This is a genomic window from Pseudomonas sp. PAMC25584, from assembly GCF_058135675.1.
In genome coordinates this window covers 5,111,266-5,132,488 of sequence record NZ_CM176870.1, presented here as the reverse complement: position 1 = coordinate 5,132,488, position 21,223 = coordinate 5,111,266, and the positions used below count along the sequence as shown (strand labels likewise).

General features: G+C 57.2%; 21 protein-coding genes and 1 tRNA gene. 12 read left to right on the top strand and 10 right to left on the bottom strand.

Annotated elements, in window-relative coordinates; translation table 11 throughout:
- Position 1: 1 nt before the first annotated feature.
- The 3 genes from ACS5Q8_RS23965 to ACS5Q8_RS23955 form a co-directional block, all read right to left on the bottom strand.
- Positions 2-1,897, bottom strand: a complete 1,896-nt coding sequence (locus ACS5Q8_RS23965) for an alkaline phosphatase D family protein (protein ID WP_443693871.1) — start codon at positions 1,895-1,897, stop codon at positions 2-4.
- A gap of 124 nt (positions 1,898-2,021) precedes the next feature.
- Positions 2,022-2,216: a hypothetical protein gene (locus tag ACS5Q8_RS23960; RefSeq protein ID WP_465159492.1), complete on the bottom strand. Its 195-nt coding sequence runs from the start codon at positions 2,214-2,216 to the stop codon at positions 2,022-2,024.
- Positions 2,217-2,460: 244 nt separating this feature from the next.
- Positions 2,461-2,841 (bottom strand): response regulator, encoded by a 381-nt coding sequence (locus ACS5Q8_RS23955; RefSeq protein WP_443693873.1) that lies wholly within the window; start codon positions 2,839-2,841, stop codon positions 2,461-2,463.
- 350 nt (positions 2,842-3,191) lie between these two features.
- Here ACS5Q8_RS23955 and ACS5Q8_RS23950 point away from each other — a divergent pair, with 350 nt between their 5' ends.
- The 3 genes from ACS5Q8_RS23950 (at position 3,192) to ACS5Q8_RS23940 (ending at position 5,325) form a co-directional block, all read left to right on the top strand.
- The gene (locus tag ACS5Q8_RS23950) at positions 3,192-3,569 is read left to right on the top strand and encodes a c-type cytochrome (RefSeq protein ID WP_276194785.1); all 378 of its coding nucleotides are present in this window, start codon (positions 3,192-3,194) and stop codon (positions 3,567-3,569) included.
- A gap of 445 nt (positions 3,570-4,014) precedes the next feature.
- Positions 4,015-4,353: a hypothetical protein gene (locus ACS5Q8_RS23945; RefSeq protein ID WP_443693874.1), complete on the top strand. Its 339-nt coding sequence runs from the start codon at positions 4,015-4,017 to the stop codon at positions 4,351-4,353.
- 336 nt (positions 4,354-4,689) lie between these two features.
- Complete coding sequence (locus tag ACS5Q8_RS23940) at positions 4,690-5,325, top strand: LysE family translocator (protein WP_465159491.1); 636 nt, start codon at positions 4,690-4,692, stop codon at positions 5,323-5,325.
- A 44-nt stretch (positions 5,326-5,369) separates the two neighbouring features.
- Here ACS5Q8_RS23940 and ACS5Q8_RS23935 read toward each other — a convergent pair whose 3' ends face one another.
- Positions 5,370-5,699, bottom strand: a complete 330-nt coding sequence (locus tag ACS5Q8_RS23935) for a hypothetical protein (RefSeq protein WP_247396101.1) — start codon at positions 5,697-5,699, stop codon at positions 5,370-5,372.
- Positions 5,700-6,011: 312 nt separating this feature from the next.
- Positions 6,012-8,342 (bottom strand): TonB-dependent receptor, encoded by a 2,331-nt coding sequence (locus tag ACS5Q8_RS23930; protein WP_465159490.1) that lies wholly within the window; start codon positions 8,340-8,342, stop codon positions 6,012-6,014.
- A 425-nt stretch (positions 8,343-8,767) separates the two neighbouring features.
- Here ACS5Q8_RS23930 and ACS5Q8_RS23925 point away from each other — a divergent pair, with 425 nt between their 5' ends.
- The gene (locus ACS5Q8_RS23925) at positions 8,768-9,304 is read left to right on the top strand and encodes a dihydrofolate reductase family protein (RefSeq protein ID WP_276194754.1); all 537 of its coding nucleotides are present in this window, start codon (positions 8,768-8,770) and stop codon (positions 9,302-9,304) included.
- Between the two features lie 545 nt (positions 9,305-9,849).
- Here ACS5Q8_RS23925 and ACS5Q8_RS23920 read toward each other — a convergent pair.
- Together ACS5Q8_RS23920 and ACS5Q8_RS23915 are read right to left on the bottom strand one after the other, a co-directional pair.
- On the bottom strand, positions 9,850-10,830 hold the full coding sequence (locus ACS5Q8_RS23920) for an AraC family transcriptional regulator (protein WP_465159489.1): 981 nt from the start codon (positions 10,828-10,830) through the stop codon (positions 9,850-9,852).
- Between the two features lie 209 nt (positions 10,831-11,039).
- The gene (locus tag ACS5Q8_RS23915; protein WP_276194752.1) at positions 11,040-11,417 is read right to left on the bottom strand and encodes a c-type cytochrome; all 378 of its coding nucleotides are present in this window, start codon (positions 11,415-11,417) and stop codon (positions 11,040-11,042) included.
- A gap of 219 nt (positions 11,418-11,636) precedes the next feature.
- Here ACS5Q8_RS23915 and ACS5Q8_RS23910 point away from each other — a divergent pair, with 219 nt between their 5' ends.
- Together ACS5Q8_RS23910 and ACS5Q8_RS23905 are read left to right on the top strand one after the other, a co-directional pair.
- Positions 11,637-12,896 (top strand): IS256 family transposase, encoded by a 1,260-nt coding sequence (locus ACS5Q8_RS23910; RefSeq protein WP_276194114.1) that lies wholly within the window; start codon positions 11,637-11,639, stop codon positions 12,894-12,896.
- A gap of 316 nt (positions 12,897-13,212) precedes the next feature.
- Positions 13,213-13,521, top strand: coding sequence for a DUF3077 domain-containing protein (locus ACS5Q8_RS23905; protein WP_276194751.1), 309 nt, complete (start codon positions 13,213-13,215; stop codon positions 13,519-13,521).
- Between the two features lie 82 nt (positions 13,522-13,603).
- Here ACS5Q8_RS23905 and ACS5Q8_RS23900 read toward each other — a convergent pair whose 3' ends face one another.
- The 3 genes from ACS5Q8_RS23900 to ACS5Q8_RS23890 form a co-directional block, all read right to left on the bottom strand.
- Positions 13,604-14,440 (bottom strand): IS3 family transposase, encoded by an 837-nt coding sequence (locus ACS5Q8_RS23900; protein WP_465159146.1) that lies wholly within the window; start codon positions 14,438-14,440, stop codon positions 13,604-13,606.
- Positions 14,437-14,739 (bottom strand): transposase, encoded by a 303-nt coding sequence (locus ACS5Q8_RS23895; protein ID WP_276193552.1) that lies wholly within the window; start codon positions 14,737-14,739, stop codon positions 14,437-14,439. The genes ACS5Q8_RS23900 and ACS5Q8_RS23895 overlap by 4 nt, the downstream gene beginning before the upstream one ends.
- A 192-nt stretch (positions 14,740-14,931) precedes the next feature.
- Positions 14,932-15,016: transfer RNA gene (locus tag ACS5Q8_RS23890), tRNA-Leu, on the bottom strand.
- A 108-nt stretch (positions 15,017-15,124) separates the two neighbouring features.
- On the opposite strand from ACS5Q8_RS23890, the gene queA reads away from it, so the two are divergent.
- From queA to ACS5Q8_RS23860, 6 genes are all read left to right on the top strand, one after another.
- Positions 15,125-16,189: a tRNA preQ1(34) S-adenosylmethionine ribosyltransferase-isomerase QueA gene (gene queA, locus ACS5Q8_RS23885; protein WP_426100185.1), complete on the top strand. Its 1,065-nt coding sequence runs from the start codon at positions 15,125-15,127 to the stop codon at positions 16,187-16,189.
- Positions 16,190-16,194: 5 nt separating this feature from the next.
- Entirely contained in the window at positions 16,195-17,310 is a 1,116-nt protein-coding gene (tgt, locus tag ACS5Q8_RS23880) for a tRNA guanosine(34) transglycosylase Tgt (protein WP_276197995.1), read from the top strand.
- Between the two features lie 43 nt (positions 17,311-17,353).
- A complete protein-coding gene (yajC, locus tag ACS5Q8_RS23875; protein WP_076017553.1) occupies positions 17,354-17,692 on the top strand; it encodes a preprotein translocase subunit YajC in 339 nt (112 codons plus the stop codon).
- A 62-nt stretch (positions 17,693-17,754) separates the two neighbouring features.
- Positions 17,755-19,623 carry a protein translocase subunit SecD gene (gene secD, locus ACS5Q8_RS23870; RefSeq protein ID WP_247399230.1) on the top strand — a complete coding sequence of 623 codons (1,869 nt, stop codon included), beginning with the start codon at positions 17,755-17,757 and terminating at the stop codon, positions 19,621-19,623.
- A gap of 9 nt (positions 19,624-19,632) precedes the next feature.
- Positions 19,633-20,547, top strand: coding sequence for a protein translocase subunit SecF (secF, locus tag ACS5Q8_RS23865; RefSeq protein WP_247399227.1), 915 nt, complete (start codon positions 19,633-19,635; stop codon positions 20,545-20,547).
- A 124-nt stretch (positions 20,548-20,671) separates the two neighbouring features.
- Positions 20,672-21,214: a glycine zipper 2TM domain-containing protein gene (locus ACS5Q8_RS23860; RefSeq protein ID WP_276194748.1), complete on the top strand. Its 543-nt coding sequence runs from the start codon at positions 20,672-20,674 to the stop codon at positions 21,212-21,214.
- The last annotated feature ends 9 nt before the right edge of the window (positions 21,215-21,223 follow it).

Below are 21,223 nucleotides of genomic sequence, written 5' to 3'. Positions count from 1 at the left end.
ATTACCTAGGCGCCAGCATCCTCGTCCGTGCCTTTCCATCGGCGTTGTGCTGGTAAATCGCTTCAGGCTGGCCTTGCTCGTTGAAAAACACCTGGCCGATCCCCGCCGAGTTCCACAAGCGCTCACCGGCTTGCGCGTGTTCCGGGATATGCGGCACCACCTGCATGTTGCGGCGGCGGGTGAACCCGTTGAGCGGAGAACGCGGCGAGTAGAGCCAGCGGTTGAGGCGGTCGAACCATTCCAGCAGGCGCGGTGGGAATTCGTTCTTGATGCCGCTGCTGGTGATCTGCCAGAGCTTGGGGCCTGCGTTGCGATGACGGATCAGCACTTCGTAGACGAACGAATAGTGTACGTCGCCCGAGAGGATGACGTAGTTACCCGGCGTGCGGGAGTGGCGGAAGATATTCAGGATCACCTCGGCGGCGCCGCGATGCGCCATCCAGTTTTCGGCGTCCACCAGCAGCGGGTAGCCGCACCCACTGAAGACTTTTTGCACGGTCTCGATCAGCTTGACGCCAAAGATCGGCGCGGGGGAGACGATGATCGCGCACGGGTGGTCCAGCAGTTCCTGTTGCAGTTCGCTCAAGGCTTCCCAGTCCAGCAGGCCGGATGGTTGTTTGAGGTTGAATTCGCTGCGCCAGCGCCGGGTGCGGGTGTCGAGCACGACCAGCGCGGGGCTGGTCGGCAGGACGTAATGCCACTGTTGGAAGGTCAATAGCGTTTCGAGCAGTTCATCCTGCGCGCTCGCGTTCAGATGATTGTCGTGCGCCTGGGCGGCAAGCGCCTGTGTCTGGCCGATCAGCTTGGCAAACACATCCGGCTGGTTGCCCCAGCCCTGGCACAGCAGGTAAGCCAGCAACGCGTTACCGATGATGCGTTTGGAGAACGGATGGCCGTAGGCAGTTTCTTCCCACTGGGCACTGAGGTTCCAGTCGTCGGTGATGTCGTGATCGTCGAAGATCATCAACGTGGGCAGATGGGCGAGCACCCGCGCAACGCCGGGCAGGCCGTTGCGGAATTGATCGATCTGCACCTGCTCACGGGCATAACGCTGTTGCGCGTCGGCGCTCAGTTGCGGCGGTTGTGGTGTGATCAGCGTCCAGGGTGTGGGGGACCAGACCAGCAAATACATGGCTATCACTTCGGCGAAGGTCACCAGGTGATTGTCGGCGGTGCTGCTGGTGAAAATCGGCTTCTTCACACCGCCGAAAAAACGCTCGCGCAGGGTCTCGTTGCTGTCCAGCGCGGGCAGCAGTTCGGCCCGATGGTAATAACTGGCGTGATGCCCATAGAGGCTGGCGCTGTTGTCCACCACGGCGCCTTCCAGGTATTCGTCGAACAGCCCCAGGCGCGCGATCAGCCCGTGAATCGCCCTTAGCATCGGCCCGGCGACATCGTCGGCGTACACCTGGTCGCCGCTCATCATCAACAACGCCGGGCGTTGCGCTGGGGTTTGGGCGTCGGCCAGCAGGCGGTCGACGCACAGCAAGCCTTCGTCCGCCGGGTGATGGGGCTTGCGGCAGGAGCCGTGGACCAATTGATGAATACGGCTATGCAGCACGAAACTCGGCGATTGCGCGTCGCAATAGAGCAGGTGCGGTGCCCATTGGGCGATGCCGCGGCCATCGATCAGCAGGTCATAGCCGATCACCACGTTCTGGGGCAGGGCGTCGTCCAACGGGACGTCGATCAAGTGGATAAAGGCCTGGCGCCCCACCGGCACGATTTGGCACTGGCCTTGGTCCAGTGAGATATCGAGGGTCTGCTCGGCGACGTGCAGCCTGAGGCTCAAAGGCAGTTCCCGGGTCCCCACCAGCCACATCACCAGGCGCTGGGGTTCAAGGCGCCGCAGCAGCGGGCCGGCGAGGACGTCGGGCAAGGTGCCGGCGTGAGGCATAGGGTTGAAAGCTCTGTGCAGGGTGGTTGCGAAGGTTAACCCGGGGGATGTCAGTATTTTGTTAAGGTCGGGTGGATCGAAAGGTGGAAGAGACTGCAGGGTTGCAGCCTCTCTGTTTGACGACTTAGATGATGTTTCCACCGCCCAGGCTGTCCAGGCCGCTCGAACGGTTGTCCTTCTTTGGCAGCCGCTCGCCACTGAAATCAATGGTCGACCCCTGAGAGGGCGTTTTCGGGCGAGGAGGGTTTTCTTCTGGTGTGTTCAAGTAGGTCTGCAAAAGGCTGTTTTCAAAACTCAGATGACTGGAAAAAATATCCATCACGGTACCCTCTGTAAGTTCAGTTCGCGTCGAAGGATGTCGACGCGGACCGAAACTACAGAGCGTGGGAAGCCTGAGCTATAAACAAATCGCGTCAAAACGAGACGACACAGGTGTGGGAATCGTCATTCACCTTGGGCACCCTAAATCGGAACTCACGGCTGCGGCCCAGCTCACTTTTCGCAACGATTTTTCCGACACCTAACCGCCGCCGAGCCTTCGGCGAAGTGATGTCGCGAAGCTATTAATGCATCGACGCTACCTGCTGGGTCAGTGCGGTTTGTACGCATTCGAGCAGATGGCGGGTGCTCCACGGCTTGGGCAGGAACCGTACCGATCCCCCCAACTGCGCCGCCAGCCTGGTGTTGCCGGACGTCAGCACCACCGGCACCGCTGGCCAACGATGGGCCACCACTCGACTCAGGTCATAGCCGTTGAGCAATCCAGGCATCTGGATATCACTCACAATCAGGTCCACCGGGTCATCGGCCCGCTCCAGGTAAATCATGCCTTCATCCGCCGAAGGAAACGAGGTGACATGCGCACCGAAATCCTCCAGTACGTCGACCATTAACGCGCGAATGATTTCGTCGTCTTCCAGCACTAAAATCGATGGCTGAGCCATGATCCTTACTCCACCATCAGGGTTCAGTAGGGTGGAGTGGGGCGCAGCGCATTAGGTTCGATCAGATATGCCTGGAACGATGGATGGTCGTTCTGAGGGACCCGGTTGCGTATTGACCGGGTGCTGCTGCACGATACCGGCGCTTTTCCACCTACCACCGGCCTGCTTCCCACAGGCCGTGACATAAGGCCGTCAACCGTGACCACTCGGCCGCGCAGATCGACCGGGATGACCCGTGGTTCAGGGCGCTGGCATCGGTGGTGACGGCATGGACCGAAGCGGTGATCTGGATGGGCATGCGCTCCTGACAAACCGGCATAATCACCCGTATCACCCGATGTGGAGCCCTTATGAAATACCGCGCCTTACTGACCTTCGCCCTGATCCTCAACACCGGCGCGGCCTGCGCCGCCGGCGATGCCGAAGCGGGCGGCAAGCTCTTCGCCAAAACCTGCGGCGGCTGCCATAACATCGGCGAGGGCGCGCGCGGCGGCTTTGGCCCCGAACTCAACGGCATCATCGGCAGGCCTGCCGGCACTACCGCCGACTATCAGTATTCGGATGCGATGAAAAACTCCGGGGTGGTCTGGACCCGCGAAAAACTCGCGGCCTATATCGAGGCGCCGAAGAAGGTAGTGAGCGGCACGCGCATGATCTTCTGGGGCATCAGCGATCAGGAAAAAATCGACAACATCCTGGCGTATCTGGAGATGTTTCAACCCCAGTGATTCTGACCTCGTGTGGGAGTTGTCGAGCCCCACATGAAACCTGCGTCGTTCTGAAGTTCCTATACTTAACCGCCCAGCTGCCTATTCTGCTGCGGAACATTCCGTACAAACACCGGCCCAGTTAGCACTTACTTTCACACCAATAAGAACATCCCCTGTGAGGGCATGTGAGTTATACCCTGCAGCCAAAACTGACAGGCAAGTAGGACCGTTCTGATTTCTATCTGATCCCCTCTTAAGCAGCAGAGCGTTTGCTACGGTCGCGAAAAAACGCGATGGAAATGCTAAATGCTGACGTTCCATACGCTATGGAAAAACCATCCGGAAATCTTCGGAGACGCCGCCCCGTGCCGAATCCACTTCTTCAAGGTTTTTTTGGCACCGGGGCAATGAAACGTTCGGTAACCGTAGTGGTGACCACATTGATTTATGGAATGGGCGGCGATTGACGGATTGGCTGAGCTATCCGCGAATTCAGTTGGCGTTCTCGATCAAAGGGATCGTTCTCGGATTATCACCAGTCAAGGGAGATTTGGTGTTGGAGCGTTATATGAAGGTCTGTAAGGGGGGCGTGTTCGTGTTTTTGGTGGTTGCCGTGGCGGTTGCGGTGTTCAACGGGGTGGTGGTCGCGGTGTCGGCGTACTTTGGGCCGTTCTATGAGGGGGATGCGGAGCAGGCTCGGAATTTTGGGATTTGGTTGGTGGGGAATGGCATCACTGTTGTAGGGGCGGTTGTGGGTGGGGTGGTTTGGTATTGCAGGTGTTTGGGGAGGGAGCGGGGCTGATGGCCTGCGCCCATATTTGACGGTGTGCATCCATTGAATCAGGCATGCCTGCAGTAAAAAAGACCTTGGGACGCCAAGGTCTTTTTTTGCCCGCTGATCAGGTCAGTAGGTGCTTGGAAATCCGGAGCGAAAGTCCCGGACGATTCCACGGAATAGGCCACGCTGTTTTTGTACGGCAGCGAGGGCGAAGTCGACCATGTGCCTGTCCTGTGTATGACGTTTTGCTCGCAGATCTGTATCTAACGCGCGCTTGTCGCACGCCCTACCATGGCGCTCGACACGACAACGTTGGCCAAGGGGCTTTCGCCGACAACACCCTCATTCAGGAGCTGCACGATGCCCGAACTGTCCAACTGGCTTGCCTATGGCCTGATCTCACTGGGCATGGTGCTGACGCCCGGGCCGAACATGATTTACCTCATTTCCCGCTCGATTTGCCAGGGGCGCACGGCCGGTTTGATTTCCCTGGGCGGGGTGGCGTTGGGTTTTATCGTTTACATGCTGTGCGCGGCGTTGGGTATCACCGCATTGGTCATGGCGGTTCCCTTGGCATACGACGCGCTGCGACTCGGCGGTGCGTTGTATCTGGTCTACCTGGCCTGGCAGGCGGTCAAGCCGGGTGGTCGTTCGCCTTTTCAGGTGCGGGACTTGCCCCAGGACAGCCCGCGCAAGCTGTTCATGATGGGCTTTGTGACCAACCTGCTGAACCCTAAAGTCGCGGTGATGTATCTGTCGCTGCTGCCGCAGTTCATCGACCCGAACGGCCACGGCAGTGTGCTGACGCAATCTTTGGTGCTGGGTTTTACGCAGATTTTCATTAGCGTGGGCGTCAACGCAATGATTGCCATGATGGCGGGCTCCATCGCGGTGTTTTTCGTCACCCGGCCCGGTTGGCAGGTGGCGCAGCGCTGGCTGATGGGCTCAGTGCTGATGGGCTTGGCCGTGCGTATGGCGGGTGACGGGCGGCGGTAATTGGGCAGGCGCTATTGACGCTGGCCGGCACGCTGATCACCGAGTCACTGGATGTCTTTCAAATAGTCCTTGAGGGTGGTTAGCGGCGCGGGCAGTGCATCGAGTTGACGGACGTTTTGCACGTCAGTCGCCAACCGCCGCAATTCCCGCCCCAGCACCGTCTGGGCGCCGCCCACTGTATCCAGTGCCTGCACCGCACACTCCTCGATCTTGAGTTGAATCGCAGGCAGATCCCCGCGTCGCACCAATAACCCAAACACTTCCCGCTCGTACCCGTCCATCACCAGATCGTCACGCAAAACCGGGCTGCCGCCGTCGGTCTCGTGCACCAGTTTCAGTGCGAAGAGCGCAACCGCTTCCAGCGTCAATTCCATGGTCTCGCTTCCTCAGGCTTGGGTGGGGAGGGCGATGATCACTGTTCTGCGCCGGAAAAAAAAGACCCACGCGTCAGCGCTCCAGGATCAGTTCCACGCGGCGGTTGCGGCAGCCTGGTTGCGGGTGACCTCCGCCATGCTCGCGTTTTCCACTTCAGCGCAATCAGGGCGCGCGGTGGCGCGGCAGCTTAATATCGCCAATGGCGAGGCGTTGGGCTGCGGATGGCGTGTAACCAGCGGATTGTTGGGTTTCTTAACCGCATTGGCGGTAACCAATTGTATGGGCCGGATGGGCGGACGCTGCGAAGAGACTCAGAACTTCACGTTGAAGCCGGCATACATCGCCCGAGGCGCCGCCGGGGTGATGGTTTGCGGATTGGATAGCCCAAGCGACGGGATGTCGCCAACGGCGGCGAACGTACCGTAGGTGGCATATTTGCGATCAAGGGCATTGTCCAGTTTCGCGAAGAGTTTGATTGTTTGGGTGAGCTGATAATCGCTGTGGACATTGAACACCGCGTACCCGGCCAACTTGGCGTTCTGGTTTGAATCGTCGCCAACGTAATACTGGCTACTGTTGGCGATCATGTCTGCGCCGAGGGTCAAGGCAGGTGTCAATTTATAATCCCCGCCCATCTTCAATTGCCATGGCGAAATACCGGGGATTTTTTCGCCGCGGGCGACAGCAATATTACCGTTGGCATCGGCTTGAGGATTGTTGGCCGACGTCAGGCTCAGGTTGGATTGGTAGGTTGCATCGACATAGGCCAGCGTCGTGTAGGCAGACCAGTCGGAAGTTCGGTACTGGACGTAGGCATCAATACCCTGGCGACGGGTTTTGCCCGCATTCACATAGTAGCCATAGCCTGGGACCAGGCTGCTGGGCTGACTGACGATGTCATCGCTGTTGTTAGTCCGGAAAGCGCCGAGCTTCCAGTCAATCGTCGAGTCGGCGCCTACTGTGCTGTGACCACGAAGACCTGCCTCGTATGTTTTTGAGACCACCTGCTTCAGGGTTGGGTCTGACACCAGGAAGCCTTCGAGCAAGCACGGTTTCGCCGGGTTTGCGCAACCCAGTTCGAGCGGTGTGGGCGCGCGGTTGGCTTCGGAGTAGCCGCCGTACACGGTCAGGTCTGGCGTCAGCTTGTAGGTGAGGCCTGTGAGTGGGTTCAAGCGAGCGTAGCGATGATCACCGGTGAGTTCAGGCGAGTTGCCCAGCGCGTCACTCAGGTTGATCTGAGCGATATTCAGCCGCGCACCGAGCGTGGCCGACAGGCGATCGGTGATGTCGAGCGTATCGGAGGAAAACAGCCCCTGATAGGTATTCTTCGCGCTTAGCCTGACCGGTTGAATCAAGCCGTCGCTGGTCTGATAAGTGATTCCGGAGCCGATTACGTAAGGATCTATCGTGGTGTCCGGTATCGTCCCGAGTTCATTGCTTCCGGAAAACGACAGGCTGGAATAGTCGATGTTGGCACCTGCCACGAAATGATTGTTCAGCTTTAGGAGCGAGCCGTCATACGTGGTCTGGAGAGAGGCGCCGACGGTGTCGGAGTCGACGTGAGTGCGGTCTATCGACCCGGCGATCCCCTGGTTCAATCCGCTGCCAGGCAGCAAGTTCGATGCTAGGTTTTCTCCGCTCCTGGCGTTCTGCGCGGCCGCGTCGCCAAGGCATAACTGCGTGGGATCGCCCGTACATGCCGCCACATCGGAGGTGTTGCCATCGACATGTTTCTGGTCGAAATGGCGCACGTAGATATTGCTTTGCACCGCCCAGTCGTCATTGATCGATACCTTGCCGTTAAGGCCGATCATCAACATGTTGTTTTCGGTTGTCTGGGGAAACGTGTAGACGCTTGAGTATCTACGCGCCAGTTCCTCGACCGGGGTCGGGCCAATGACCCCCAGCGTGTTCGACGCGCCCGAGAGGCTTAGATGGAACTCACGCTCGTCGTCCTTGTAGCCAAGGTCGGTGTAGAACCGCTTGATCCTCGAAGAGGAGTGATCACGCCAGCCGTCTTCATGGATTTCTTCACCGGAGGTGTAGAAGGCCCAGTTGTCTTTTTGGGCACCGTATTGCAGAGAGCTGCCGAGGCGTCCGAACGACCCTCCTGTGACCTCGGCTTCCAGTCCGTCATAGGTGAAGCCGTTCTTGAGTTGCAGATTGATCGCCCCGCCGAGGGCGTTGAGTCCGAAGACCGGATTGCTGGTCCATACGTCAGCACGGTCAATGGCCACGGTGGGCACCAGGTCAAAATTCACGGTATCGCCGAACGCTTCGTTGATACGCACGCCGTTCATATAAACGGCCAGCCCCTGCGGGGTTCCTTGCGTCGCGGAGGCCCTGAAGCCACGCAGATTGATGTCCTGCGAGAACGGGTTGCCCTGGACATCGGAGATCTGAAGGCCTGGGGTCTGTTGAGAGAGCGTGTCTAATACTGAGGCTGATTTATTGCGGTCGAAATCGTCGGCAATCAGCGATTGAGTATCGGTCGGCACTTTATCCCGATCGATTGAGTCGCCGGCGACGGGCGAACTGCCGATGACTTGGATCGTCGGCAATTCCGTTTCTTGCGCGTGCGCGAAAATGGGGACGTAAATGCAGGCCGAGCAGAGGAGCATACGTTTTAACGTCTGGTACATGGTCGGCCTGCGTATTTGTTTTTATTTTTTCGCAATTTACCAATACGTATAACCCCGGACGTCGGGGGGCACTTGATAAAGCGCGAGGGGGTATGAAAACCATATTCCTGACGTGACAAATACGTCAACGCCTCTTTGCAAAATCACGACCTATTAATAGGGGAGTTAAGACTTTTGGATGAGGCGATGTGTTGTTTTCGGTATTGCGGTAATAAGCATGAACAGGTTAGTTGGCTAACTATAACCGCCAACGTTTTCCTCCTTATGCCCATGGCAGGTGTAAGTGCCGGTGCGGTCTACATTGCAGTGCCGTTGACGGGGAGTGATACACGCCTGTTATCAGGCGCAGAGATTGGGATAGGGCGAGCCTTTTATTCGGCTTATGATCATGGATGAATAAACGGCGTTTCTATAGGGAGGCCCTGATGGCCACTGCACATGTTTTCATCGCCGTCAGCCTGGACGGCTTCATCGCCCGGCCAGATGGCGACATTGACTGGCTTTTGCAGCGTGATGATCCGAATGAAGATCACGGCTACTGCGCCTTCATTGCCGACAAGGATGTAATCGTGATGGGGCGAGGCAGCTATGAGAAGGTGCGGACCTTCGACACATGGTTCTACGACCGGCCCGTAGTGGTTCTGTCTGAACAACTGGCCGCTACGCCCGTGCCCGAGGCGCTGAAGGGCACGCTGCGTTTCTCAAACCTCGCACCAGGGGAGCTGATGGCCGAACTGACGAGGCAAGGCGTGCATCGTGTCTATGTCGACGGCGGGCAGTTGGTGCAATCCTTCCTGCGCGATGGGTTAGTCGCCGATATGGTGATTACCACTGTTCCCGTACTGATCGGATCGGGAAGGCGATTGTTTGGGGCCCTGAAGAAGGACATTGGCTTGGAACTGGTATCCAGTTGCAGCTTTCCTTCGGGGTTGGTGCAGTCTACCTATCGGTTGACTGTATGACCGGTTCGCGAGGATGTTCGATCTAGAGCAATGAGGGAAAAGGGGGGGCGGATTTATTTGCCGAGGCCGATTCTCGTGGACGTTGGCTTTTCTTCTGGCTGGCAGTGAGTTAAGGGGCGACTTCTGCCGGATATGACCGGCAGAAATCGACCGATTCTGTTGAAAAAGTCGGCTTCGAATTCCACGGCAGAAAAGTACGCGCCTGAGATTGAAATCTGAGTTTTTGGCAGAAGGTTCAGGACTCGGATTTAACGTAGCAGCGTGCAACAGAGGTGTTTTCATCCATCAATTTCGAGTGTTTTGGGAAAACCGACTTTTTCAACACAATCGGCCGTAAACCATTTCGAGTGAAGAGAATTAACTCGTCTGATTTTCACCTGTGCAGCTAGATCAATGATGGACTTTAACGAATGCTGCGTTAGGGATATGGGCTCTTATCGCTTGCTCGATTTTGCGTTATGCCATGCAGCTGCATGGCATAACGATAGTGGCTGGTGAATGCGATGCGCTCACGCCCCTAAACAATGCGGCACGCGGGAGTTGCGTTACAGCGCTCGCACTGGAATGCAGATGTCGCAGCTAAACTCACCGGTGTGTGGGTCAAGTGCCGTGGTCGCAGAAAACATCTCGAAGCAAGGCCTATCGTCGCATTGTAGTCCGCTGGACGGCATCCATTCACGCGTCAGCCATATCCAGGCGTTACCTAAAACCTTAGCTTTCCCTTTGAAACTCGCTACGGCATAACGGCCGCCCGGCAGAGCTAGAATATCGACCTGGCCGCTAGCAACAAAATGTGCCGGTACTTCGACGCAAGCGTCGTAGCGGCACTTGTTGGCTGGAGTGAGAGACGGGTCGTCATGACCTATGCCATAACACGTTTCATCACTGAGGCCATTTGAGCGCATCCACGGCGCAATGGTACCGCGCCAAAATTCGCCGATGGCGGGCCCATATGGACCGATCAATCGTTGATACGCGACGCGTGCTTTTGGTAAATCAATGATACGTACATCCATGGCACAAGTTTCCGTTAGCCGATAAGAGACGTCAGATTCACCGAGCGCGGGCTCGCCTTCCTGATGGATATTGCTGAAGACCTGATCAGGATTGCTCTCTTGGTTGCCTGGTTGCTGTCCGATCGCGGACGCCTGCATTTTCAGCCGCTGAAGAGTCGTGGAGCGCCAGGTCGATGGCGTGCAGCCGAACTTGAGTTTGAAGGCTCGCGCAAACGCTTCGCCCGAGTGGAAGCCGGTGGCCAACGCTGTTTCAAGTACTGTTTCATGGCTACCACAGGACAGCCGGAAGGCCGCCTTCTCGAGCCGTCGACGCTGTGCGTAACTGCCAAGCGTTTCGCCCATCCATGCGGCGAAAATTCGATGAAAATGGAAGCGCGAGAAATTGGCGATGTCGGCTAACTGCGCGCCATCTAACGGCTGATCGAGGTGAGCATCGATGTAGTTGAGTACACGATTTATCCGTCGCGCGTACTCAGCGCGGGATACTTGCGCAGAAGGCTTGGTCGTCATGTTAGCTATTCTAAAAATCACCGTTCATGTGGCTGTTGAGCCGTTGAGCTCCTGCGATAACCGCAGCGCGTTCTTCGTTTCTTTCTCGGCAGCCTGCTGTTCCAGCGTAGGCCAATCCGTAGCAAATGTATCGAGTTTGAACTGTTGGCAGAGCGCTTAAAGCGGCATGTCAATCCAAGGAGACAGCATAGGACCAGGCACTTCAACGGTCATCGGGTTTGTGAAATAACGCCACCCATGTATTGATTTAAATCGCGAAAATCCTTAACGCTCCATGAGTGCGGCGATAGCTTTACTCCATTCTCTCGCAAGGTTCTTGGAATTAAGTCGCCATTTGGGCGAAGTATTATCGAAGACACTATCACGCCCGGATAATCATTTAATCGTTTTTTGAAAGCGAGCGTTGTTAGATCAGGAGTCGGCGGATTACTTTTTTTAGCCAGCGGTCCTGTTGCTTTGAGATCCATTCCATGGCACATGCTGCATCGCTGTAGATAGAGATTTTTTCCATTAGCATTATCCGCGAAGGATAGTGATGTTTGAGTCAGCGACAAAATTCCTAGCGAAGCGATGAGCAATACTTTCATTGTTTTTATCTTCCTTGATTGGATCGGCGTTGATTGGACGCGATTGGGCGCGCGGGAAAGATATCAGCCATCGCGACCTGCGCACACTGTCATTTCTGATGCCCATTAAACCAATACGTTTTCCCGGAAGTAATCGGGGGCAGACCCCGGTTGTTTCCTGCATCTGGGGACTGTCATAAATTTTGTGTTCGGGCATAACATTGCAGAAGAGGTGCATATATGCCGACCAAAAAGAAACCGGCCCGTGAGGCCCCGCGTGATCTTCCAACCATTCCCAAAGAGCTGATCGACCAGTTCGTCAGCGGTCCGATGAGTGCCGAAGCCATTCAGGATGCGTCGATGGCGTTCAAAAAGGCGCTGATCGAGCGAGCCCTTGGTGCCGAACTGGGTCACCACCTTGGCTATCCTCAGGGCGCGGAGCGCCCTGAGGAGTCGAGTAACCAGCGCAACGGCAAGAGCGGCAAAACGGTGCTCACCGATGACGGCCCGCTTCGCCTGGACATTCCCAGAGATCGCGATGGAAGTTTTGCGCCGATCCTGATCCCAAAACACGAACGCCGCTTTACGGGCTTTGATGACAAGATCATTGCGATGTATGCCCGAGGCATGACGGTCCGTGAGATCCGTGCATTTTTATCCGAACAGTACGGAACAGAGGTCTCTCACGATTTCATCAGTTCAGTGACCGATGCGGTTTTAGACGAAGTCACTGCCTGGCAACAACGACCGCTTGAGCCGATGTATCCGGTGATTTTCTTCGATGCGTTGCGAGTCAAAATTCGCGACGAAGGTTTGGTTCGCAACAAGGCAATCTACCTGGCGCTGGGTGTCTTGCCGGATGGAACCCGAGACATCTTGGGCATTTGGATTGAAACAACCGAAGGTGCGAAGTTTTGGATGAAGGTCTTCAACGACCTCAAAACCCGAGGTGTCGAGGACGTCTTGATCGCAGTAACTGATGGCCTCAAAGGTATGCCTGAAGCGCTGAGCGCGGTATTTCCCGAGACGACGTTGCAGACCTGCATTGTGCATTTGATCCGTAACAGTCTTGATTACGCGCCTTGGGATAAGCGCCGCGAGCTGGCGAAAGCGTTGAAGCCGATCTATCAGGCACTCAACGCTGACGCCGCTGAACAAGCGCTGTTAGCCTTCGAAACCGGCCCTTGGGGCAAGCAATATCCAACGGTCGCAAAGGCCTGGAAGCGTGCGTGGGATCGAGTTATCCCCTTCTTCGTGTTTCCCCCGGCCATACGTAAAGTGATCTACACAACGAACGCCATCGAGAGTATCAACGCTCAGTTGCGCAAGATCATCAAGACCAGAGGCCATTTCCCAACGGACGATGCCGCGACGAAGCTAATCTGGTTGGGCTTACGCAATATCACCGCAAACTGGGGCAAGCCGGCACACGACTGGAAGAGTGCGATGAATCAATTTGCGATCTTGTATGGAGATCGATTTATCAGGCCGACCTGGTAAAACTAAGGCCTACCTAACGGCAGGCCGTTAACGGCCCGCACACAAAAAATCTGACACTCTCTGCATCTGGGGGGGAATCGGCGTGGTTCGCCAACCCCGAGCGACCTAATGGAAACTTTTCGCCACAGATACTGACTTTCAACCCCAATCGCTCCTGCGCTAACTTCCTCCCCGTCGCTTCCAACCCAGCGACCAGACTTGAGAATCCGAGAAACAATAGGCTCACTATATTAGGAGCTTAAGCCATGAGTATTTCTGACAGGCCATACCCCCGCAATCCCAAAACCCACACCTCCGCCCATCCAGGAGGTGTCCAATGATCAACCTACCCCTCAACAAAACCCTAGGTGTCATCACCTTTTCCACCTGTGGCAAACTGCCCAACCTTCACCGGCTATTCCGCGTCAATTCCGGCGTGCCCATCCGCGATGCCCTGGAGCATGCCTCCGAGTTGCTGCGCTGTTCAAAACTGCTGGCGTTGGATGCCGCCATGGACACGGGCGCGGATCGTTATGCCTGGGCGGCGCATTATTTGGGGGAGATGGCAAAGGCGGTGGTGGATGATTTGGCGAATGGGGTGTTGCCCAATGGGGTGATGGAGGAGGGAGACGTGGCGGGTATTTAGTCTGGTGGTTTGAGGGCGTTGCGGCTGACGCTATCGCAGGCAAGCTGAACTGGTCAACTAATTTTGGACACCAGTTAAGGTTTCACGCCGCCAGTTTCTCCATAGCTACCGGCGACCGGTAGCCGTTGTAGCTGTGGAGCCTGACGTTGTTGTAACGCATCAAATAACGCTGCAAATCCACTCGGGCTTCATGCTCTGAGCTGTAGCCATCTTCTGGTACCCATTCTGATTTAAGGCTCCCAAAGAAACGCTCCATCGGGGCGTTGTCCCAGCACTCACCTTTGCGACTCATGCTTTGCAGGAGTCCATGCTTGCGCATTTCATTCCTGAATTTGTGGCTGGTGTACTGACAGCCTTGGTCGGAGTGAAACAGCACCTCTTTTGGACGGCCTCGCAACTCGACCGCCATTCGCAACGCTTCGCAGGTCAGCGTGGCATCGGAAATCATCGAAAACGACCACCCCACAATCCGGCGAGCGAACAGATCCAGAACTGCCGCGAAATACATCCAGCGCTTGCCGACTTTGATATACGTCACATCGCCACACCACACCTGGTTGATCGCTGTGACATCAAACTGGCGCTTGAGCACATGCGGCGCTACCAGCGCTTCCACGCCGGATGATTTGTACTTATGCCGCCGGCGTTGACGACTGATGACGCCCGCTTCACGCATCAGGCTACGCGCCATGTACCGCCCGACGCGATGCCCCTTGGCTTGCAGTTCCTTAGCTAAAGTACGCGATCCAGCAGATGCTCTGGACTCCTTGTGATGCTCGACCAGGGCGGCTTTGAGCTTTTCCCGCTCAGGTTTCACCTTGCCTTGGCGCTGACGCCAGGCGTAAAAACTGCTGCGGTTAACATCGAACGCCCGACAGCAATTGTTAACGCCGTACTGCTCGTCCAGCTCACAGATCAACGTGAATGATCTTTGGCGTCCAACAGCAAGAGAGCACTGGCCTTTTTTAGGATTTCGATGTCCAGGTCTTTTTGCCTGAGTAACGCTTTGAGCTGCTGAATCTCTCGTTGATCGGCGGTAATAGCCTTGGCGCCAATCGGAGTCGAGCCCAGCCGCTCTTTGCGAACCTGATCGACCCAGCGGCGCAACGCAGTCGGGCCAATATCCAGACTGGCACAGACGTCGGGAACCGACTGCCCCTCGTCCAGCACCATGCTGGCCGCCTTGAGTTTGAACTCACTCGAATAAGATTTACGCATATCCAAACACCTCAGATTTGGGCGCCATCATAGCGCCCGATTGAAGTGTCCAAAATCATTAGGCCAGTTCAAGCCAGCTCCCACAGCGGGCCGTGTTTCAAGTTGAGGGAGCGGTGGCCAGGGATTTTGTCGGTTGCCCACTTTTCGACAGGCGAAAAAAAAGACCTTGAATTTCAAGGTCTTTTTTTAAGATGGTGCCCCGAGGGAGAATCGAACTCCCACTTCTTTCGAAAACGGATTTTGAATCCGCCGCGTCTACCAATTCCGCCATCAGGGCTCAATGGCGGCGAAGTATAGAGATGAGATTACCGTTGGTCAATCACGTTTCATGGTCAATTTTGACTATTTCCGCTAGACTTCCCGGCCCTGCTAGACGAACCCCATCATGCGCGTTGCTGACTTTACTTTTGAGCTCCCTGATTCGCTGATCGCTCGCCACCCTTTGGCCGAGCGTCGCGCCAGTCGACTGCTGACCCTGGACGGGGTGAGTGGTGCCCTCGCACACCGTCAATTCACTGATTTGCTTGAGCATTTACGCCCAGGCGATTTGATGGTGTTCAACAATACCCGTGTGATTCCGGCGCGGCTGTTTGGCCAGAAAGCCTCCGGCGGCAAGCTGGAAATTCTGGTGGAGCGGGTGTTGGACAGCCATCGCGTGCTGGCCCATGTGCGTTCCAGCAAGTCGCCGAAACCGGGTTCGACCCTGCTGATCGATGGCGGTGGCGAAGCCGAGATGGTGGCGCGCCATGATGCGTTGTTCGAGCTCAAGTTTGCCGAGGAAGTGTTGCCGCTGCTTGAACGCGTCGGCCATATGCCGTTACCTCCTTATATAGACCGCCCCGACGAAGACTCGGACCGCGAGCGCTATCAGACGGTCTACTCCCAGCGCCTCGGCGCCGTGGCCGCGCCAACGGCCGGGCTGCATTTTGACCAGCCGTTGCTGGATGCGATCACCGCCAAGGGCGTCGAGACTGCGTATGTGACCCTGCACGTGGGGGCCGGGACGTTTCAGCCGGTGCGTGTGGATAACATCGAAGACCACCATATGCACAGCGAATGGCTGGAAGTCAGCCAGGACGTCGTGGACGCGGTCAACGCGTGCAAGGCGCGCGGCGGACGGGTTATTGCCGTGGGCACCACCAGCGTGCGTTCCCTGGAAAGCGCGGCGCGTGATGGCGTGCTCAAGCCGTTCAGTGGCGACACCGATATCTTTATTTACCCTGGCCGGCCGTTTCATGTGGTCGATGCCCTGGTGACCAACTTCCATTTGCCGGAATCCACGCTGTTGATGCTGGTGTCGGCATTTGCCGGTTATCCGGAAACCATGGCTGCTTATCAGGCCGCCATCGACAATGGATACCGTTTTTTCAGCTACGGTGATGCGATGTTTATCACCCGTAATCCGGCGCCGACTGCCCCTAAAGACGCGGGCCCCGAGGAACAACTATGAGCCGTATGTCGTTTGAATTGCTGGCCACTGACGGCAAAGCCCGTCGCGGTCGCCTGACGTTCCCACGCGGCACCGTCGAGACCCCGGCATTCATGCCTGTGGGCACCTACGGCACCGTCAAAGGCATGATGCCGCGCGACATCGTCGCCACCGGCGCCGAGATCATCCTCGGCAACACCTTCCACCTGTGGCTGCGCCCGGGCACGGAAGTGATCAAGAAGCACGGCGACCTGCATGACTTCATGAAGTGGCAAGGCCCGATCCTCACTGACTCGGGTGGTTTCCAGGTGTTCAGCCTGGGCGCGATGCGCAAGATCAAGGAGGAGGGCGTGACCTTCGCCTCGCCGGTCGACGGTTCCAAAGTGTTCATGGGCCCGGAAGAGTCGATGCAGGTCCAGCGCGACCTGGGCTCCGACATTGTGATGATTTTTGACGAATGCACGCCGTACCCGGCTGATGAAGACGTCGCGCGGGTTTCCATGGAGTTGTCGCTGCGTTGGGCCCAGCGCTCGAAGAACGCCCACGGCGACAACACCGCGGCGCTGTTCGGTATCGTCCAGGGCGGCATGCATGAAAGCCTGCGTAAACGCTCGCTGGAAGGCTTGGACAAGATCGGCTTCGACGGTCTGGCCATCGGCGGTCTGTCGGTAGGTGAGCCCAAGCACGAGATGATCAAGGTGCTGGATTACCTGCCGGGCCTGATGCCGGCTGACAAACCTCGTTACCTTATGGGCGTTGGCAAACCGGAAGATCTCGTAGAGGGTGTGCGCCGCGGTGTGGACATGTTCGATTGCGTGATGCCAACCCGTAATGCCCGCAATGGGCATCTGTTCATCGATACAGGCGTGCTGAAGATCCGTAACGCGTTCCATCGCCATGATGATTCGCCGCTCGATCCCACCTGTGACTGCTACACCTGCCAGAACTTCTCCCGTGCTTATCTGCACCATCTGGACAAGTGCGGGGAAATGCTGGGTAGCATGTTGAATACCATCCACAATTTGCGTCACTACCAAGTCCTGATGGCTGGTTTGCGCGAGGCTATTCAACAGGGTACATTGGCCGCCTTCGTCGATGCCTTCTATGCCAAGCGCGGGCTCCCTGTGCCGCCCTTGGACTGAGTTTTCCGACCCTAAGATTCACTATTTGCAACTGGAGTGCTAAATGAGCTTTTTTATCTCTAACGCCATGGCTGATGCCGCTGCGCCTGCTGCTGCCGGCCCCCTGGGCGGTGGTTTCGAGTGGATTTTCCTGGTCGGCTTCCTGGTCATCTTCTACCTGATGATCTGGCGTCCACAGGCCAAGCGCGCCAAAGAGCAGAAAAACCTGCTCGGCAGCCTGCAAAAAGGTGACGAAGTTGTGACGACCGGCGGTATCGCGGGCAAGATCACCAAGGTTTCCGACGCTTTCGTGGTTCTGGAAGTCTCCGACACCGTAGAAATGAAGTTCCAGAAGGGCGCCATCGCCGCCACGTTGCCTAAAGGCACGCTCAAAGCGATCTAAGTTCCAACCTTTACCAATCGACGGGGCGCGCAAGGCGCCCCGCGTTATAAGCGGGCGGCGTGATGCTGAACAAATACCCTCTGTGGAAATACCTACTGATCCTGGCGGTGCTGGCGATCGGTTTTATTTATTCCGCTCCCAATCTCTATCCTGATGACCCTGCGATCCAGATCTCTGGCGCCAGCACTTCGCTGAAGGTCAATCAGGCTGACCTGGAACGCGCGAGCAAAGCGCTCACCGATGCGGGTATCCAGGTTAAAGCGGCAACCTTGGCAGCTGATGCGAAGGGCGGCTTGTTGCGCCTGACCAAGCAAGAAGACCAGTTGCCGGCCAAAGACGTCGTGCGTAAGGCCATGGGTGACGACTATGTTGTCGCGCTCAACCTGGCACAGACCACGCCAAAATGGCTGCGCAGCATTGGTGCGCACCCGATGAAGCTGGGTCTGGACTTGTCCGGTGGTGTTCACTTCCTGCTGGAAGTCGACATGGACAAGGCCCTCGACGCGCGCCTGAAAGTCTACGAAGGCGACGTGAAGAGCCTGCTGCGTAAAGAGAAGTTGCGTTATCGCAGCCTGCCGCAGCTCAACGGTGCCATCCAGCTGGGCTTCTCTGACGAGGCCGCGCGCGAACAGGCCCGTGCGCTGATCCGCAAGAACTTCAACGATTTCGACATCGTACCGGCCGACCTCAACGGTCAACCTGTACTGCGTCTGGCGATGACCCCGGCCAAGCTGGCGGAAATCCGCGAATACTCCATCAAGCAGAACTTGACCACGGTACGTAACCGCGTCAACGAACTGGGTGTGGCCGAGCCGATCGTTCAGCGCCAGGGTGCCAACCGCATCGTGGTTGAGCTGCCGGGCGTGCAGGACACCGCTGAAGCCAAGCGCATCCTCGGTAAGACAGCCAACCTGGAATTCCGTCTGGCCGCCGAGCCGGGTGCTTCCAAAGCCACTTCCGAGACCTTCGAGTTCCGTGAAGGCAACCGCCCTGCGGCGCAGATCGAGCGTGGCTTGATCATCACCGGCGACCAGGTGACTGACGCCAAGGCCGGTTTCGGCGAGCACGGTACGCCTGAAGTGAACATCCGCCTGGATGGCCACGGCGGCGAACTGATGAGCCGCGCCACGCGCAGCAACGTCGGTCGCAGCATGGCGGTGATCTTCATCGAGCAACGCCCGATCACCACCTACACCAAGCAAATGGTCAACGGCGTCGAGAAAGACGTGCCGGTGCAGACCTTCAAGGAAGAGAAGAAGATCATCAGCCTGGCGACCATCCAGTCGCCGCTGGGTGCTCAATTCCGCATCACCGGCCTGAACGGCCAGGGCGAATCGTCCGAGCTGGCCCTGCTGCTGCGTGCCGGTGGCCTGGCTGCGCCGATGTACTTCGCTGAAGAGCGCACCATCGGCCCGAGCCTGGGTGCCGACAACATCACCAAGGGTGTCGATGCGGCCTTGTGGGGCATGCTGTTCGTGTCGCTGTTCATCATCGCCATCTACCGCTTCTTCGGCATCATCGCTACCGTGGCCCTGGCGGGCAACATGGTGATGCTGCTGGCCTTGATGTCGCTGCTGGGTGCTACGCTGACCCTGCCAGGTATCGCCGGTATCGTGCTGACCATGGGTATGGCGGTGGACGCCAACGTGCTGATCTTCTCGCGGATTCGTGAAGAGATCGCCGCTGGCATGACCGTGCAGCGTGCAATCAACGAAGGCTTCGGCCGGGCATTTACCGCGATTCTCGACTCCAACCTGACCACATTGCTGGTCGGCGGGATTCTCTTTGCCATGGGTACCGGCCCGGTCAAAGGTTTTGCGGTGACCATGTCCCTCGGTATCTTTACCTCGATGTTCACGGCCATCATGGTGACCCGCGCAATGGTCAACCTGATCTTTGGCGGGCGTGACTTCAAGAAGTTGTGGATTTAAGGGGCTGCCATGTTACGTACAATCAACTTCATGGGCGTTCGCAATATTGCGTTCGGCGTCACTGTGCTCCTTACCGTTCTGGCGTTGTTCAGCTGGTTCCATAAGGGCCTTAACTACGGTCTGGACTTCACCGGCGGTACGCTCATCGAGCTGACCTACGAGAAGCCAGCCGACGTTAGCCAGGTGCGCAGCGAGCTGGTCAAGGCCGGCTATCACGAAGCCATCGTGCAGAGCTTCGGTGCGACCACCGACCTGCTGGTGCGCATGCCGGGCGAAGACCCGCAACTGGGTCATCAGGTCGCCGAGGCCTTGCAGAAGGTCGGCGGTGATAACCCAGCGTCGGTCAAGCGCGTCGAGTTCGTCGGCCCGCAAGTGGGTGAAGAGCTGCGCGACCAGGGTGGTCTCGGCATGCTGATGGCGCTCGGCGGCATCATGATCTACCTGGCTTTCCGCTTTCAGTGGAAGTTCGGGGTTGGCGCCATTGTGTCGCTGATCCATGACGTGGTGGTAACCGTGGGTATCCTGGCGTACTTCCAGATCACCTTCGACCTGACCGTACTGGCTGCCGTGCTGGCGATCATTGGTTACTCCCTCAACGACACCATCGTGGTATTCGACCGGGTTCGAGAGAACTTCCGCGTACTGCGCAAGGCGACGCTGATCGAGAACATCAACATCTCCACCACTCAGACCCTGTTGCGGACCATGGCGACGTCGATCTCCACCTTGCTGGCGATCGCGGCACTGATGATCTTTGGTGGTGACAACCTGTGGGGCTTCTCCCTGGCGCTGTTTATCGGCGTTCTGGCGGGCACCTACTCGTCGATCTACATCGCCAACGTGGTACTGATCTGGCTGAACCTCAACAGCGAAGACCTGATCCCTCCGGCCGCGACTGGCAAGGAGGTCGACGACCGCCCTTGATGGGTGAGCGTTGATTTGTTGTTACAAAGAAGGCGCGAGTATTGAACTCGCGCCTTTTTTTTTGCTCCAAGGCTGGGTATAGCGCGGATCTTTCGGTCCGTTTGTGATGGTCAGGAGGTTCAACGTGAACAAGTCGTTGCTGGTTGGTGCGGTATTGGGTGCTGTCGGTGTGACTGCCGGGGGTGCTGTTGCCACCTATAGCCTGGTAAAAAGCGGCCCTGAGTATGCGCAAGTGCTGGCGGTGCAGCCGGTGAACACCCAGATTAAGACGCCTCGCGAGGTCTGCAAGGACGTCGCAGTGACCCGGCAGAAGCCGGTGCAGGATCAACACCAGATCGTTGGTACGGTGGTCGGTGCGCTGGCGGGTGGCCTGTTGGGTAACCAGGTCGGTGGCGGTAACGGTAAGAAACTGGCCACCGTAGCCGGTGCGGTCGGTGGCGGCTACGCCGGTAACAAGGTTCAGGAAGGCATGCAGAACCGCGATACCTACACCACCACGCAAACCCGTTGTAACACCGTCAACGACATCAGCGATAAGGTTGTCGGCTATGACGTGCGTTACACCTTGGGTGGCAAGGAAGGTACGGTGCGCATGGATCGTGATCCAGGCGGTCAGATCCCGGTCGATAAAGAGGGGCGTTTGATTCTCGGTCAGAACCAGCCGTAATTCCGGGCC

Excerpts from the sequence above, each read along its gene's own strand:
- ACS5Q8_RS23965 (WP_443693871.1), bottom strand. The coding sequence starts at position 1,897 with ATGCCTCACGCCGGCACCTTGCCCGACGTCCTCGCCGGCCCGCTGCTG.
- ACS5Q8_RS23960 (WP_465159492.1), bottom strand. The coding sequence starts at position 2,216 with ATGGATATTTTTTCCAGTCATCTGAGTTTTGAAAACAGCCTTTTGCAG.
- ACS5Q8_RS23955 (WP_443693873.1), bottom strand. The coding sequence starts at position 2,841 with ATGGCTCAGCCATCGATTTTAGTGCTGGAAGACGACGAAATCATTCGC.
- ACS5Q8_RS23950 (WP_276194785.1), top strand. The coding sequence starts at position 3,192 with ATGAAATACCGCGCCTTACTGACCTTCGCCCTGATCCTCAACACCGGC.
- ACS5Q8_RS23940 (WP_465159491.1), top strand. The coding sequence starts at position 4,690 with ATGCCCGAACTGTCCAACTGGCTTGCCTATGGCCTGATCTCACTGGGC.
- ACS5Q8_RS23935 (WP_247396101.1), bottom strand. The coding sequence starts at position 5,699 with ATGGAATTGACGCTGGAAGCGGTTGCGCTCTTCGCACTGAAACTGGTG.
- ACS5Q8_RS23930 (WP_465159490.1), bottom strand. The coding sequence starts at position 8,342 with ATGTACCAGACGTTAAAACGTATGCTCCTCTGCTCGGCCTGCATTTAC.
- ACS5Q8_RS23925 (WP_276194754.1), top strand. The coding sequence starts at position 8,768 with ATGGCCACTGCACATGTTTTCATCGCCGTCAGCCTGGACGGCTTCATC.
- ACS5Q8_RS23920 (WP_465159489.1), bottom strand. The coding sequence starts at position 10,830 with ATGACGACCAAGCCTTCTGCGCAAGTATCCCGCGCTGAGTACGCGCGA.
- ACS5Q8_RS23915 (WP_276194752.1), bottom strand. The coding sequence starts at position 11,417 with ATGAAAGTATTGCTCATCGCTTCGCTAGGAATTTTGTCGCTGACTCAA.
- ACS5Q8_RS23910 (WP_276194114.1), top strand. The coding sequence starts at position 11,637 with ATGCCGACCAAAAAGAAACCGGCCCGTGAGGCCCCGCGTGATCTTCCA.
- ACS5Q8_RS23905 (WP_276194751.1), top strand. The coding sequence starts at position 13,213 with ATGATCAACCTACCCCTCAACAAAACCCTAGGTGTCATCACCTTTTCC.
- ACS5Q8_RS23895 (WP_276193552.1), bottom strand. The coding sequence starts at position 14,739 with ATGCGTAAATCTTATTCGAGTGAGTTCAAACTCAAGGCGGCCAGCATG.
- queA (WP_426100185.1), top strand. The coding sequence starts at position 15,125 with ATGCGCGTTGCTGACTTTACTTTTGAGCTCCCTGATTCGCTGATCGCT.
- tgt (WP_276197995.1), top strand. The coding sequence starts at position 16,195 with ATGTCGTTTGAATTGCTGGCCACTGACGGCAAAGCCCGTCGCGGTCGC.
- yajC (WP_076017553.1), top strand. The coding sequence starts at position 17,354 with ATGAGCTTTTTTATCTCTAACGCCATGGCTGATGCCGCTGCGCCTGCT.
- secD (WP_247399230.1), top strand. The coding sequence starts at position 17,755 with ATGCTGAACAAATACCCTCTGTGGAAATACCTACTGATCCTGGCGGTG.
- secF (WP_247399227.1), top strand. The coding sequence starts at position 19,633 with ATGTTACGTACAATCAACTTCATGGGCGTTCGCAATATTGCGTTCGGC.